General features: G+C 44.2%; 13 protein-coding genes and 1 pseudogene. 10 read left to right on the forward strand and 4 right to left on the reverse strand.

The features are described 5' to 3' along the window. Window positions 1-117: 117 nt before the first annotated feature. On the forward strand, window positions 118-945 hold the full coding sequence (locus tag ACED28_RS00625) for a 4'-phosphopantetheinyl transferase superfamily protein (RefSeq protein ID WP_371709058.1): 828 nt from the start codon (window positions 118-120) through the stop codon (window positions 943-945). 30 nt (window positions 946-975) lie between these two features. Here ACED28_RS00625 and ACED28_RS00630 read toward each other — a convergent pair whose 3' ends face one another. Then, a complete protein-coding gene (locus ACED28_RS00630) occupies window positions 976-1,383 on the reverse strand; it encodes a thioesterase family protein (RefSeq protein WP_004736070.1) in 408 nt (135 codons plus the stop codon). Between the two features lie 345 nt (window positions 1,384-1,728). Here ACED28_RS00630 and ACED28_RS00635 point away from each other — a divergent pair, with 345 nt between their 5' ends. The 3 genes from ACED28_RS00635 (at window position 1,729) to ACED28_RS00645 (ending at window position 4,909) form a co-directional block, all read left to right on the forward strand. Further along, window positions 1,729-2,724 carry a TRAP transporter substrate-binding protein gene (locus tag ACED28_RS00635; protein WP_012604509.1) on the forward strand — a complete coding sequence of 332 codons (996 nt, stop codon included), beginning with the start codon at window positions 1,729-1,731 and terminating at the stop codon, window positions 2,722-2,724. A 65-nt stretch (window positions 2,725-2,789) separates the two neighbouring features. Then, window positions 2,790-3,545, forward strand: coding sequence for a TRAP transporter small permease (locus ACED28_RS00640; protein WP_371709059.1), 756 nt, complete (start codon window positions 2,790-2,792; stop codon window positions 3,543-3,545). Window positions 3,546-3,547: 2 nt separating this feature from the next. Continuing rightward, entirely contained in the window at window positions 3,548-4,909 is a 1,362-nt protein-coding gene (locus tag ACED28_RS00645; RefSeq protein ID WP_004736074.1) for a TRAP transporter large permease, read from the forward strand. A 32-nt stretch (window positions 4,910-4,941) separates the two neighbouring features. Here the strand turns inward: ACED28_RS00645 and ACED28_RS00650 are convergent, their stop codons facing one another. The 3 genes from ACED28_RS00650 to ACED28_RS00660 form a co-directional block, all read right to left on the reverse strand. Then, window positions 4,942-5,115: a hypothetical protein gene (locus ACED28_RS00650; protein ID WP_017101579.1), complete on the reverse strand. Its 174-nt coding sequence runs from the start codon at window positions 5,113-5,115 to the stop codon at window positions 4,942-4,944. 77 nt (window positions 5,116-5,192) lie between these two features. Further along, window positions 5,193-6,542 (reverse strand): sigma-54 dependent transcriptional regulator, encoded by a 1,350-nt coding sequence (locus ACED28_RS00655; RefSeq protein ID WP_012604507.1) that lies wholly within the window; start codon window positions 6,540-6,542, stop codon window positions 5,193-5,195. A 60-nt stretch (window positions 6,543-6,602) separates the two neighbouring features. Beyond that, on the reverse strand, window positions 6,603-8,411 hold the full coding sequence (locus tag ACED28_RS00660) for an ATP-binding protein (protein ID WP_371709060.1): 1,809 nt from the start codon (window positions 8,409-8,411) through the stop codon (window positions 6,603-6,605). A gap of 163 nt (window positions 8,412-8,574) precedes the next feature. Between ACED28_RS00660 and ACED28_RS00665 the strand changes: the two are divergent. From ACED28_RS00665 to ACED28_RS00690, 6 genes and pseudogenes are all read left to right on the forward strand, one after another. After that, window positions 8,575-8,757, forward strand: a pseudogene (locus ACED28_RS00665) (hypothetical protein); the annotation flags it as partial. A gap of 294 nt (window positions 8,758-9,051) precedes the next feature. Continuing rightward, window positions 9,052-10,350: a trigger factor gene (gene tig / locus ACED28_RS00670; RefSeq protein ID WP_004736079.1), complete on the forward strand. Its 1,299-nt coding sequence runs from the start codon at window positions 9,052-9,054 to the stop codon at window positions 10,348-10,350. 105 nt (window positions 10,351-10,455) lie between these two features. Continuing rightward, complete coding sequence (clpP, locus tag ACED28_RS00675) at window positions 10,456-11,082, forward strand: ATP-dependent Clp endopeptidase proteolytic subunit ClpP (protein WP_004736080.1); 627 nt, start codon at window positions 10,456-10,458, stop codon at window positions 11,080-11,082. An 81-nt stretch (window positions 11,083-11,163) separates the two neighbouring features. Beyond that, window positions 11,164-12,444, forward strand: a complete 1,281-nt coding sequence (gene clpX / locus ACED28_RS00680; protein WP_009847283.1) for an ATP-dependent protease ATP-binding subunit ClpX — start codon at window positions 11,164-11,166, stop codon at window positions 12,442-12,444. Window positions 12,445-12,576: 132 nt separating this feature from the next. Next, complete coding sequence (gene lon / locus ACED28_RS00685) at window positions 12,577-14,928, forward strand: endopeptidase La (RefSeq protein ID WP_017076773.1); 2,352 nt, start codon at window positions 12,577-12,579, stop codon at window positions 14,926-14,928. 170 nt (window positions 14,929-15,098) lie between these two features. After that, window positions 15,099-15,392 (forward strand): HU family DNA-binding protein, encoded by a 294-nt coding sequence (locus ACED28_RS00690; protein ID WP_012604504.1) that lies wholly within the window; start codon window positions 15,099-15,101, stop codon window positions 15,390-15,392. Window positions 15,393-15,437 lie beyond the last annotated feature (45 nt).

Genomic DNA, 15,437 nt, shown 5'->3' on the forward strand with positions numbered 1-15,437 from the left:
GTGTTTCCCTCCCGTATTCTCTAGGTTTTACTTAAATCATAGATGAGTTAAATTTGTTCGATTTGGTTGTTCCAATCGTGTTTTGAAGAGTGATTTCTAGAAGTGAGTTCGAGTTAAATGAAAACTTCCGTTGTTGATTTGTGGCTATGTTCTCTGAGTAATTTAGATGACCAGCCAGACAATGTATCGCAGCTCAAAAAGAGACTGACAGCCGATGAGATAGCCAAAGTTGAGCGCTATCGAATGCCCTCATCTCAAATTCAGGCTCTGTATGTTCGAAATTACCTAAGAAAGGTGCTGTCTCGCTATTCTGATTTGATGCCTGAAGCGTGGCGCTTTGAATATGGCGAGAAAGGAAAGCCAAGTTTAGTCGCCAAACAGCAACTCAAGACGGGGTTAAATTTCAATATTAGTCATAGCAAAGAACATTTGTTGATTGCAGTTTGCCAGAGAGAAGGGAAGCAAGTTCAATTGGGTGTTGATATTGAACACGCAAGGAATTCGACCAATATCGACTCGATCATGAAGCACTACTTTTCAGATAAAGAATTGGCGGATTTACTTGAGCTCAGCAAAGAAGAACAAAGACAGCGCTTTTTCGATCTGTGGGCGCTGAAGGAGTCGTATATCAAAGCCACGGGCAAGGGGCTAGCGACATCATTGCGAAGCTTTTCGTTCGATTTCTCCAATCTGACGGAGCAAACATTGCCAGTTCACTCTTCGGATTTTCAACCAAACTTGCAGGATGAAATTAGATTGCATGGTGAAATCAGCATATACAGTGGAGTTGGGTTGGATGTTACTGAGAAAGCCAATAGTTCTGCAGATTGGCAATGTTGTTTGGGGCGGTTGGATGAGCAGTATCGCTTTGCGGTTTCGCTTGGTGGAAATTTGCTACCCATGCAGATAGAGATGAGAACCTTTTCGTCGTCTCATCTCCTTTAAGCGAGTTTGGTGAGGTGAGGTAAGATGAGGTTAACTCGTTTCGCCAAGCATCGCTTTTAAGACTTCAGCAGGCACAGGCTGAAGTTGTTTGTCTTTATCTAAACAGACCATTTCGATATCCCCAATCACAGCAGGCTTGGTTGCATCTTTACGCCACACTTCTTGTCGCCATAGCGTTTTGTATTTGCCATCAAGTTCAAAAGAGGTTCGGATGTCGCAGATCTCAGCGAATTCAACACCATCTTGAAAAGTCATGTTGGCTTTATAGACCGCAAAACCTAGTCCGTGCTCGTTCCACAATTCCGCCAATTTATCGCTACCCAAGACATGTTCGCGCGCACGCTCAAAATACTTTAGAAAGTTAGGGTGATAAACCACACCTGAGTGATCGGTATCTTCATAGTAAATTTGTACTGGGTGATGGTAGATCTGACTCATTGGTATCAACTCTGGTAAATAGTGGATCAGTTAATCTGACTAAGTTGTGCAGCACTCTACAGGATAGGTAGAAATTACTTCAAGGCATCATCGTGAATGGGGCTTTTGGTCAGACCTCATTCATCACTAGTACATTGGTCAGCTTCCACCCATTTACAAATATTCTATGTGTCATTTTCCACCCATTAATTTTTGCGGCGAGTTGGTGACTGCTGCAGGCCGATATCATGAAGCCTTACAGTTAAAGGCTTGTTAATGTTTTGTTTCAATGTGGCGCGTTAATTGCCTTAGTGAAAGCACGCAGTTCCCATTGAAGGGCTGCTTTGTTTACTAAGGAGAATAATAATGTTTAAGCCTCTTACCCTGCTGTCTGTATCTGCTCTGGCGCTCACAAGTTTTAATGCTGCTGCAAACTGTGACCCAGGTGAAATCGTGATTAAATTCAGTCATGTAACCAATACCGATAAGCACCCGAAAGGCATTGCCGCTTCTTTACTGGAAGAGCGAGTAAACACGGAAATGAATGGCAAAGCTTGTATGCAAGTTTTCCCTAATTCAACACTCTACGATGATAATAAAGTACTGGAAGCTCTGTTAAATGGTGATGTTCAAATGGCGGCTCCTTCGCTGTCTAAATTTGAGAAGTTCACTAAGAAATACCGCATTTTTGACCTTCCTTTCCTATTTGAAGACGTAGAAGCGGTTGACCGTTTCCAAAACTCAGAGTCTGGCGAAAAGCTGAAGAACGCGATGAAGCGTCGTGGTCTTCAAGGCCTAGCGTTTTGGCACAATGGCATGAAACAGATGTCAGCAAACAAACCTCTTATCAATCCTGAAGACGCGGAAGGTTTGAAATTCCGTGTTCAAGCATCAGACGTATTGGTTGCTCAGTTTGAACAACTGGGTGCTAACCCACAGAAGATGTCTTTCAAAGAAGTATACGGTGGCCTACAAACTAAGGTTATCGATGGCCAAGAGAACACATGGTCAAACATTTACGGTAAGAAGTTCTTTGAAGTACAAGACGGCGTGACAGAAACTAACCACGGTATCCTTGATTACCTGGTAGTAACGTCGAACGACTTCTGGAAAGACCTACCTGAAGATGTACGTACGCAACTTGGCACAATCGTTCAAGAAGTGTCTGAGACTCGTAACGCAGAATCTTCAAAAGTTAACCTAGCGAACAAAAACAACATCATCGAAGCGGGTGGTGAGGTTCGTACGCTTACGCCTGAACAGCGTGAAGCATGGGTAACTGCGCTTCAACCAGTATGGAAGAAGTTTGAAAAAGACATCGGTTCAGATCTTATCGATGCAGCGTTAGCTTCAAACCAATAACACCGCTAAAGGAGTGGCGTGAATTTCGCCACTCCTCATTAAAATAACTATAAGCGGAGTCAATTATGGATAATCCTCAAATGGAACAGCCAAATTCTAGCGAATCAGCACTGGAAACCTCTTTTTTTTCCAAAGTCGGAAGAGTTACGGATGTGATTGAAGAGTCATTAATCGCATTTTTCCTTGGCGCAATGACGCTACTTACTTTTGCCAATGTGGTATTTCGATACGCATTCAATGGCAATATCTTATGGGCACTAGAACTGACGGTGTTCATGTTCGCTTGGATGGTGTTAGTGGGTGCATCTTATGGCGTTAAAAAACACTTCCACATTGGTGTTGATGTGATCATCAACCTTGCCCCAGAAAAGCTACGCAAAGTGTATGCGTTAATCGCCGTCACAAGCTGCCTAGCATTCTCAATCTTACTTCTTATCGGTTCTTGGAATTACTGGTACCCGTTCGCGACTGAGCGCGCTTGGTACGAGACCGATGATATTCCAATGCCAGAGATGCTTCAGTTCCTTGCCGACTGGATGAATGAAGGCGAGCGATACGAGAAACTGCCACGTTTTATTCCTTACATGGCACTGCCGATTGGTATGGCAATGCTGACGTTCCGTTTTGCCGAAGTTGCTTATCAAGTGGCGACGGGCAAACTTGACCGCATGATTGCGGGCCATGAAGCCGAAGAAGAGCTGGATGCATTGAAAGCTGATGTGTTAGCGGGTTCTGATGAAGACGCGACAGCGGTATTGGATTCGACTAAGCAAAACAAGGCGAACGAGTCGGGTACAAAATCTAACGGTAAGGAAGACTAATCATGGCAATGTTATTTCTATTTTTAATGGTAATTGCTTTCATGTTGGTCGGTGTACCAATTGCGATTTCCCTCGGTTTATCAAGCGTCATATTCTTATTGATGCATTCAGATGCTTCTTTGGCATCCGTTGCACAAACGCTGTTTAATGCATTTGCAGGCCACTACACTCTCTTAGCGATTCCTTTCTTTATCTTGGCCTCTAGCTTCATGTCCACAGGTGGTGTGGCGAAACGTATTATCCGTTTTGCTATTGCAATGGTGGGTTGGTTCCGCGGCGGTTTAGCAATGGCATCGGTTGTGGCGTGTATGATGTTCGCAGCGTTATCTGGGTCGTCTCCAGCAACGGTAGTGGCAATCGGTAGTATTGTTATCGCGGGTATGATCAAAAACGGCTACACAAAAGAGTTCGCGGCAGGGGTTATCTGTAACGCGGGTACTTTGGGTATCTTGATTCCACCATCCATCGTTATGGTGGTTTACGCGGCGGCGACGGATGTATCTGTCGGTCGTATGTTCTTAGGCGGCGTAATTCCTGGCCTGTTGGCGGGTGTGATGTTGATGATAGCTATCTACATTGCAGCACGTATTAAGAAAATTCCTGCACAGCCATTTGTAGGCTGGGGTGAGATGTTCGCAGCTGCAAAAGACGCAAGTTGGGGTCTGCTACTGATTGTCATCATTTTGGGTGGTATCTACGGCGGTATCTTTACACCGACGGAAGCGGCTGCTGTTGCAGCGGTTTATGCGTTCTTCATTGCCAACTTTATCTATAAAGATATGGGGCCGTTTGCGGACAAGAAAAATACAAAGCCTGCTTTGGTGAAAGTGTTCCAAACGTTTTTCCATAAAGACACCAAAGACACGCTCTATGATGCGGGTAAGCTGACCATCATGTTGTTGTTTATCATTGCCAATGCTCTGATTCTTAAGCATGTACTGACAGAAGAACGTATTCCTCAGATGATCACGGAATCTATGTTGTCTGCAGGTTTAGGTCCAATCACCTTCTTGATTGTGGTGAACGTTCTACTCTTGATTGGTGGGCAGTTCATGGAGCCATCAGGTTTGCTGATCATCGTTGCGCCGTTGGTATTCCCAATTGCAATTGCACTGGGCATCGACCCAATTCACCTAGGTATCATGATGGTGGTGAACATGGAGATAGGGATGATAACACCGCCTGTGGGGCTCAACTTGTTTGTGACCGCAGGGGTCGCGAAGATGTCGATGATGAACGTAGTAAAAGCCGCACTGCCATGGGTTGGCGTGATGTTCTTATTCCTGATTATCGTAACCTACGTACCTTGGGTATCAACATGGTTACCGACTACCTTGATGGGGCCGGAGATCATCACGAAATAGAGAGTGAAATCATAGCGAAGTGATGGGGAGGGCTAAACCTCCTCATCAATGATTTTTCCATATCGAGAGCCAGAATCAATCGGCTCATACAGCGCTCTTTTTGCCTCTAATTCTGGCGTGTCTAAGTTGACATGATTGTCAGTGTAAAAAATACCGTCAATTTCAAACGTATCGGTGATCGAGGGAACTTTTGTTTTCTCACCCATAATGACCTCCTTACCACCTTGGTTGCATAACATCCTGTTGTGAAATAAGTATAGGTGATCTTGCTCCCAAATTTAATTTAGTTTTCGCTCTGTCGGTATGACTCTTTAACTAGTTGGTGTTTTTGCATTTTATCGTAGAGGGTTTTACGTGGAAGTTGCAGTCTATCCATAGTCTGTTTAATACTGCCATTACATTCAATAAGCGCTTGTTTTAACGTGTTTTTCTCAAAGTCAGACACCAGTTCTGCCAAAGACAGTTCTTGAGTGACTTGATTGGTGTTGTCTGATAAGTGAGAAAGCTTACCTAAAAGTACAAACCGCTCAGCTGTATTACGCAATTCTCGTACATTTCCCGGCCAATCATGGGCTAAAAGCGCGTGCAGCTCCTTTTGGGGAAGTGCTGGTGCTGTCTTGCCATAACGTGCAGCAGCGACCAGTAAGAAGTGGTGGAAGAGTGCAGGGATGTCTTCTTGACGGCTTCTTAACGGCGGTAAATCTAGGGTCACAACGTTGAGTCGATAATAGAGGTCTTGGCGGAAAACGCCTTCTTCAGCCGCCTTCTTTAGGTCGACTTTGGTTGCGGCGATTACTCGAATATCGAGAGGCACTAAACCGTTTGAGCCAACCCTTTCAATAACGCGCTCTTGTAAGACGCGCAACAGGCGAATTTGTGCCTGCATCGGCATGGACTCAATTTCATCTAAGAATAGAGTTCCGCCTTGAGCAAATTCAAATTTACCCACTCGCTTGCTTTCTGCGCCAGTGAACGCACCTTTCTCATGACCATACAGTTCACTCTCTATCAGGTTTTCAGGTACCGCACCGCAATTGACGGCGACGAAGTTTTGTTCTCGCCGGCTGCTTTGTTCATGTAGAGAGCGTGCGACCAACTCTTTGCCTGTGCCAGTTTCACCAAAGAGTAAAATATCAGCGTTAGTATCTGCCACATGAGTGATGATAGAACGCAGGTCGGTCATTGATTGCGTGTCACCAATGATTCTCGGCCCAAGCGCTTTACTGGCCTTTAAAGAGCGCTTCAATTCAAGATTCTCGAGTGTGAGTTGACGTTTTTCTATTGCTCGTTTGGTGGTTTCGATTAGACGTTCATTGGCGAACGGCTTTTCGATGAAGTCATAGGCGCCATCTTGGATCGCTTGTACAGCCATCGAAATATCGCCGTGACCAGTAATCATAATCACGGGGATCTCTTTGTCTTTGTGCATCACGGTGTTGAGTAGGTCATGCCCGGAAAGGCCCGGTAGACAGATATCAGTGATGATGACGTGAGGTAAGCCGTTCTCTTGAATTGCGAGCAGAGCAGACTCCGCATCGGGAAAGAATTCGGCATCAATATCGGCGAGCTCAAAGCTCTGTTCAATAGCCATTCTTAGATCGGATTCATCATCAATGAAATAGACGTGACACATAGTTATTCCTTTAATCATTTATTTTTATTGTTGGTGAAGGTGTACTGGTTTGCTTAGCGACTAATCTGATTCTTTTGTTGGAACTATGGGTAACTCGATACTAAATCGAGCACCACCTTGTGGGCTGTGATCGGTAACGAGCTTGCCATTTATTCCGCTGATTATTTGTTGAGAAATCGATAGCCCAAGTCCAAGTCCATTTTTCTTGGTGGTATGGAAGGGTTCAAAAAAATTTCCGTTAGAAGGGGAGGTGAAGCCTGGGCCATTGTCATCGACATGAATCAGCAAGGTCTTGGCTTGTTGATGGTCGGGCTTCCTAATCTCTAACAGAATAGCTAATTGTTTGTCGTCTTGTTGTTCCATCGCCTGAATCGAGTTAGTCAGCAGGTTAATGATCACTTGCTCCAGTTGAATGGCGTTGGCGAGCACACAAGCATCAAAGGTTTCAGGAAGTTCGTTGACCTTAACTCGTTCACTCTTGAGTTGTGGTTTCATCAGTTCTTTTGACGAGTGCAATACTGGCAGTATCTGTAACGTGTGCAGCTCTTCCGCTGTGGATTTCTTTGCAAAGGAACGAAGCTGGTGGCTTATCTTAGCCATACGGTCAGTGAGCGCCGAGATTCGCGATAGGTTGTCATCGACACGCTCGGTTTTTTCTTTGGCAAGAAACAGTCGGCCGTTGTCGGCATAACTGCGAATCGCAGCAAGCGGGTTATTCAGTTCATGGCTGATGCTTGCTGACATTTGCCCCAACACTGCCAGTTTGGCAGCTTGGATCAGTTCGTCTTGTGTCTGCCTCAGTACATGTTCAGTTTCGATTCGGTGCTTAATCTCGACATGCAACTCTGAAGTACGTTCAAGCACTTGAAATTCTAGCTTTTGCTTGGCTTCGGATTGCAGCCTATCTATCTGAGCGCGTCTTTGTTGTCGATGGTGATTGAGTTGCATCGTCAGATAAATAATCGCAAAAATAAGGCTCAGAACCACAAGGTAAGCAATCAAATCCCACCAAACTAAGTGAGTTGGAGAAAATACTCGTATGGTGAGTTTTGGCTCGGCTAGGAAGCGTGAGGAGCTAAAGAACTGCTCTTGGACAAGTTTGTGGGGAGACTCAATATTACTAGTAGCGCTCTCTAAGTCACCGGAGAAGTGCAGGCTTTCTATTTTTGTATCGAGATACTGCCTGCTTTCTTGAATTCGAGTGTGTTGTTCGTCGCTTAGTGGTTGAAGGCTTTTGAACAGCCACTCAGGATTACTCGACATAAATACGATCTGGTCATTATCGTCAGCAACAAAAAAACTCTGTTTGCCTTTCCAACTTGCTTCAATCAGCGATAAATCCATCTTTACGACAATGACGCCAATAATCTCGGCGGCATAGGAGACCGGGTAAGAATAATAATAGCCTCGTTTCCCAGAGGTTGAACCTAGCGCAAAGTATTGATTTTCATTGCCAAGAATCGCTTCTTGAAAGTAGGGACGGAAAGCAAAATTTCGACGAATAAAAGAACGGGGTAGATTCCAGTTACTGGCTGCTATGGTGGTGCCAATGCTATCTAACAGATAGGTGTCCGATGCTTGAATCACCGAATTTACGTGTTCTAGGTAGCGATTGGTGAGTTCGATTTGCGCAGAGTTACTTGGAGAGTGAAGAGCATCGACCAACTCTTTGTCTTTTGAAAGCAGCTCGGGAATATGCGCGAACTTGTCGAGTTGGCTTGAAATATGAACCGAAAATCGGTCTAGCTTAGATTGATGATCATTTAACAAACTTTCATGGCTTGTGTTCCATACCCAATGACCGCCGAACATCATTAGTAAACTGTATGTGGCCATTAATAGGATTGGGATTCTCAAAGCTTGAAACATGAAGGCTCTCCGCTCATTTCTTTGGTAAATAATCAAGCCTGTCTTCTCTCGTTCATGGTAGCAAATAGCGGTAGTGTTTGCTGAAAGTAGACAGTCGCCAGATGGATGTAGGTTAAGGGTTTGTAACGGGGATTGTTGAAAAAGTTATCGACTCTGAGGGGTAAAACAAGAGCAAGATCTCTTTTTAAGGTTTTTAGCAAAAAAAGCCCTCGATTCCCTTGAAAAAGTCGCTATTGTCCCCATTTCTGTTGTGCTAAGTGATGATTTGATCGTTTTTGTATCATTTAGTTGGACGAATTTAGGGCATTCATCATCATGCAGAGGTGAACGGCTCGACAGAGATTAAACAGATCGCTAGAATGTCGCGTCTAAAATTTCTGTCCTGAGGCTAATCGGAGATACCTTTCTTGTTTTCGAAAACAAGCTTTATTGCGTTTTAATCGACGCGTGAAGAACGAAGATATCGCTGATTAGTCTGGTGTTTGGTTGAATAATCAATTCAGACATCAATGCTCGATTTTAAATTAGGTGTTCGGATAGAGCACTACACAAGGATGCAGCCAACAACGTCGGCTTTTGAATTAAAGCTAAGTTACGGCTCATATGCTCAGATTACTGAGCCAGTTTTGAGGTTTATATAATGCAAGTTACTGTTGAAACGCTAGAAGGCCTAGAGCGCCGTCTTAATATTACTGTTCCTGCTGCTAACATCGAAGATGCAGTTACAGCTGAACTACGCAACATCGCGAAAAACCGTCGTTTCGATGGCTTCCGTAAAGGCAAAGTGCCAATGAAGATGGTTGCTAAAATGTACGGCAAAGCAGTACGTCAAGACGTGATGGGCGAAGTAATGCAACGTCACTTCATCGAAGCGATCGTTAAAGAGAAAATCAACCCAGCTGGCGCACCTACTTTCGCACCAGTTGAAAACAACGAAGGCGCTGACCTAGTATTCAACGCAACTTTTGAAGTTTACCCAGAAGTTGAGCTGAAAGGTCTAGAAAACATCACTGTTGAGAAACCAGCAGTAGAAGTTAAAGAAGCTGACGTTGAAGAGATGATCGAAACTCTACGTAAGCAACAAGCGACTTGGACTGAAGTTGAAGCTGCTGCTGACGCTGGTTCTCGTGCAACTATCGACTTCGTTGGTTCTATCGACGGTGAAGAGTTTGAAGGCGGCAAAGCTGAGAACTTCCCACTAGAGATGGGCGCTGGTCGCATGATCCCTGGTTTTGAAGACGGTATCGTTGGTAAAACAGCAGGTATGGAATTCGAAATCGAAGTAAACTTCCCAGAAGATTACCACGCTGAAAACCTAAAAGGTAAAGCTGCTAAGTTCTCTATCAAGCTGAACAAAGTTGAAGCTCGTGAGCTTCCAGAACTAAACGAAGAATTCGTTTCTAAGTTCGGCGCAGCTGAAGGCGTTGAAGGCCTTAAAGCTGAAGTTCGTAAGAACATGGAGCGTGAGCTTAAGCAAGCAGTTAAGAACCGCATCAAAGAGCAAGCAATCGACGGTCTAGTTAACGAAAACAACATCGACGTACCTTCTGCTCTAATCGATCAAGAGATCGGTGTTCTACGTCAACAAGCTGCTCAACGTTTCGGTGGTAACACTGAAGCTGCTGACCAACTTCCACGTGAGCTGTTCGAAGAGCAAGCTAAACGTCGCGTAGTTGTAGGTCTTCTTCTTGGTGAAGTAATCAAGACTGAAGAGCTAAAAGCTGATGACGAGAAAGTTAAAGCTATCATCGAAGAGATGGCTACAGCATACGAAGATCCAACAGAAGTTATTGCTTACTACGAGCAAAACGAGCAAATGATGAACAACATGCGCAATGTTGCTCTAGAAGAGCAAGCTATTGATGCAATCATCGCTAAAGCTCAAGTTTCTGATAAAGAAGTTAGCTTCAACGAGCTAATGAATCAGCAACCTGCTTAATATAGTAATATCTGACGTAGAAGGTTGACGTACGGTCAACAATTCTGCTAACAATGGTCCGTATGATTTAATCATTCGGGCCATTTATTTTAGGGACATAAGAATATGAGCTACCAAGAAAAAAATACAATGCCATCGATTATGGACGCACTAGTTCCTATGGTGGTTGAACAGACTTCCCGTGGTGAACGTTCTTACGATATTTATTCTCGTCTATTAAAAGAACGTATCATTTTCTTAACAGGTCAAGTGGAAGACCACATGGCAAATCTTGTCGTGGCTCAACTGCTTTTCTTGGAATCAGAAAACCCAGACAAAGATATCTATCTTTACATCAACTCACCTGGCGGTAGCGTAACAGCGGGCATGTCTATCTATGACACAATGCAGTTCATCAAGCCAAACGTGAGCACAGTATGTATGGGTCAAGCTTGCTCTATGGGTGCATTCTTACTAGCGGGTGGTACTCCGGGTAAGCGTCACGTGCTTCCAAACTCACGTGTAATGATTCACCAGCCACTTGGCGGCTTCCAAGGCCAAGCGTCTGATATTCAAATTCACGCGCAAGAGATCCTAACGATCAAGCAAAAGCTAAACAAACTATTGGCAGAGCACACAGGTCAGCCTCTAGAGGTTGTTGAGCGTGATACAGATCGTGACAATTTCATGTCTGCTGATCAGGCTGTAGAATACGGTTTGGTGGATTCAGTTCTTAATCACCGCGGTCAATAATTGCAGGGCAATTGTTTAACGCAAAGTGATTCAAATTGATATACACTCAAACATAGAGAGTAAAGGCTAAGAGGTTAGCGAATGACAGATAAAAGCAAAGAGGGTGGTAGCGGTAAATTGCTTTACTGCTCTTTCTGTGGCAAAAGCCAGCACGAAGTTCGCAAGTTAATCGCAGGTCCTTCTGTTTACATTTGTGATGAATGTGTCGATCTTTGTAACGACATTATTCGTGAAGAAATTAAAGATGTTCTTCCAAAGAAAGAATCGGAATCGCTGCCAACGCCGCGTGAGATTCGTGAGCATCTTGACGACTATGTAATCGGTCAAGAATACGCGAAAAAAGTGCTAGCAGTTGCAGTATATAACCACTACAAGCGTTTACGTAATGGTGATACGACGGCTGAAGGCGTAGAGCTAGGTAAGAGTAACATTCTTCTTATCGGTCCTACTGGTAGTGGTAAAACACTACTGGCTGAAACACTGGCTCGTTTCCTAGACGTTCCTTTCACAATGGCAGATGCAACAACACTAACCGAAGCGGGTTATGTGGGCGAAGATGTTGAAAACATCATCCAGAAGTTGCTTCAGAAATGTGATTACGACGTAGCGAAAGCGGAACGCGGCATTGTTTACATCGATGAAATCGATAAGATTTCTCGTAAAGCTGAAAACCCATCGATCACGCGTGACGTGTCTGGTGAAGGTGTACAGCAAGCTCTATTAAAACTTGTTGAAGGTACAGTGGCTTCAGTTCCACCTCAAGGTGGTCGTAAGCATCCACAGCAAGAGTTCTTGCAAGTGGACACGTCTAAGATCCTATTTATCTGTGGTGGTGCGTTTGCCGGCCTAGATAAAGTGATTGAGCAACGTGTAGAAACAGGTTCAGGTATCGGCTTTGGCGCAGAAGTGCGTTCAAAAGACGAAACCAAAACTATCGGTGAACTGTTCACTCAAGTAGAACCTGAAGATCTAGTGAAGTATGGTTTGATTCCAGAATTCATTGGTCGTCTACCTGTTACAACAACACTGACAGAGCTTGATGAAGAAGCGCTAATCCAAATTCTTTGTGAGCCAAAGAATGCACTGACAAAACAGTACGCTGCATTATTTGAGCTTGAGGATACAGAGTTAGAATTCCGTGAAGACGCCCTACGCGCAATTGCGAAGAAAGCAATGAACCGTAAAACGGGTGCTCGTGGTCTACGCTCTATCTTGGAAGGTGTTCTACTAGAAACTATGTACGAACTGCCATCTTCAACTGATGTAAGCAAGGTTGTGATTGATGAGTCGGTAATTAATGGTGAGTCAGAACCACTATTGATTTACAGTAACTCAGATAACCAAGCAGCTGTTGCAGAGTAGGTCTTTTTAAGACTACACACTCAAATTGAAAAAGGAGGTAAGCAATTACCTCCTTTTTTTTATTCTTCCATTGAATCCAGTCGTTTAAGCCCCATATACTGCTTTATAAGTTAAAGCGGAAGAGAGAAATATATGAACTTGGAACGTTCCGAGCGTATCGAAATCCCCGTGCTACCTCTACGTGATGTAGTGGTTTACCCACACATGGTTATTCCATTGTTTGTCGGTCGTGAAAAATCGATTACTTGCCTTGAATCGGCAATGGAAGCTAACAAACAAGTACTACTTGTAGCGCAGAAAGAAGCGGACACTGATGAGCCTTCAATCGATGACCTATTTAACGTAGGTACAGTCGCTACTATTCTTCAGTTGCTAAAGCTGCCTGATGGTACTGTGAAAGTACTTGTCGAAGGTCAGCAGCGTGCAAAAATTCACCAGTTCAAAGAGAGTGAGTTTTTCTTAGCGGATGCCGAATACGTTGTAACCTCAGAACTTGACGAAAAAGAACAAGAAGTGGTTGTTCGCAGCGCGATCAATCAATTCGAAGGTTTTATTAAGCTAAACAAAAAAATCCCACCAGAAGTTCTAACGTCTCTGAACGGTATTGATGAGGCTGCACGCCTAGCTGATACGATTGCAGCGCACATGCCACTTAAATTGGTTGATAAGCAGCACGTTCTAGAAATTGCAGATGTGACTGAACGTTTGGAATTCTTAATGGGCCAAATGGAGTCAGAAATTGACATCCTGCAAGTTGAAAAACGCATTCGTGGCCGCGTTAAGAAGCAGATGGAGAAATCTCAGCGCGAGTACTACCTGAATGAGCAAATGAAAGCGATTCAGAAAGAACTGGGCGAGATGGATGACGCACCTGATGAATTCGAGACTCTGAAGAAGAAGATCGAAGATTCAAAAATGCCTCAAGAAGCTCGTGAAAAAACCGAGCAAGAACTGCAAAAACTGAAAATGATGTCGCCAATGTCTGCTGAAGCAACAGTAGTACGTAGCTACATTGATTGGATGGTTGGTGTTCCTTGGGCTAAGCGTTCAAAAGTTAAAAAGAATTTAGCGAAAGCGGAAGAGGTCTTGAACGAAGACCACTACGGCTTAGAGCGTGTTAAAGAACGTATCCTTGAATACTTGGCAGTACAAAATCGAATTAACAAGCTAAAAGGTCCAATCCTTTGTCTTGTTGGTCCTCCTGGTGTCGGTAAAACCTCGCTAGGCCGTTCGATTGCAGCGGCAACGGGCCGTAAGTACACTCGTATGGCTCTTGGTGGCGTACGTGATGAAGCGGAAATCCGCGGTCACCGTCGTACTTACATCGGTTCACTTCCGGGTAAACTGATCCAGAAGATGTCTAAAGTTGGTGTTAAGAACCCACTGTTCCTATTAGATGAAATCGATAAGATGTCTTCTGATATGCGTGGTGACCCATCTTCAGCGCTTCTAGAAGTGTTAGATCCAGAGCAAAACGTTGCATTCAACGATCACTACCTAGAAGTAGATTACGATCTGTCAGACGTCATGTTTGTTGCAACGTCTAACTCAATGGACATTCCTGGCCCGTTACTGGACCGTATGGAAGTGATTCGTCTGTCGGGTTACACAGAAGATGAAAAGCTGAACATCGCTAAAAGTCACTTACTGGACAAACAAGTCCAACGTAACGGCCTTAAGCCTCACGAGATTAATATCGAAGATTCAGCTATCGTTGGCATTATTCGTTATTACACGCGTGAAGCGGGTGTGCGTAATCTAGAGCGTGAAATCTCGAAGATTTGTCGTAAAGCAGTTAAGAATATCTTGCTAGACAGCAGCCTTAAGTCTGTAACGGTTAACATTGATAACCTGAAAGAGTACTTAGGCGTTCAACGTCATGACTTTGGTAAAGCGGATGAGAGTAACCGTATCGGTCAAGTGACTGGTTTAGCGTGGACTCAAGTGGGTGGTGACCTACTGACTATCGAAACTGAATCAATGCCAGGCAAAGGTAAGCTAACGCAAACCGGTTCTCTTGGCGATGTGATGAAAGAGTCGATTCAAGCAGCCATGACTGTGGTTCGTTCTCGTGCGGAAAATCTGGGTATTAACACAGATTTCTACGAGAAACGTGATATTCACGTTCACGTACCGGAAGGTGCAACACCGAAAGATGGCCCGAGTGCGGGTATCGCAATGTGTACTGCATTGGTATCCAGCCTAACGGGTAATCCTGTGAAAGCTGAGGTCGGTATGACAGGTGAAATTACCCTTCGTGGTGAAGTTTTACCTATCGGTGGCTTGAAAGAAAAACTGCTTGCAGCACACCGTGGTGGCATCAAAACTGTCTTGATTCCTAAAGACAATGAGCGTGATTTGGAAGAGATTCCCGACAATGTAATCGCTGACTTAAAGGTGATTCCGGTCCAATGGATTGATGAAGTACTGAAAGTCGCGCTAGAACGAGATCCGTCAGGGGTCGAGTTTGACGTGAAAAAATAGTGATGCATAGCAAAAATAAGTAAAGAATTACGCTGATAGACCCGAAAAGGCTTGTCAGCGTTTTTTTTGGACGCTAAGTTATTTGACTAAAGCGGCAGCCCTTTTGCAATAAGGCTTGCGGCTAAATTAAAACCAAAATGGAACGTACAGTCATCGAGAAGTAGTCACAGATGACACATAGGGGAAAAACAGTGAATAAAACACAACTAGTAGAATCAATCGCAGAAAACGCAGACATCTCTAAAGCTTCAGCTGGTCGCGCTCTAGACGCTTTCATCGAAGCAGTTGGCACAACGCTACAATCAGGTGACCAAGTTGCACTTGTTGGCTTTGGTACTTTCAGTGTTCGTACTCGTGCTGCTCGTACAGGTCGTAACCCAAAAACTGGTGAAGAGATCCAAATCGCAGAAGCTAAAGTACCTGGCTTCAAAGCAGGTAAAGCACTTAAAGACGCATGTAACTAATTTTCACTGCTGAAACCTCGAGTTTTGTGAGGGGAAGGCAGTAAT

The organism is Vibrio sp. 1F253 (assembly GCF_041439295.1).
GTDB classification, from domain to species: Bacteria; Pseudomonadota; Gammaproteobacteria; order Enterobacterales; family Vibrionaceae; genus Vibrio; species Vibrio tasmaniensis_A.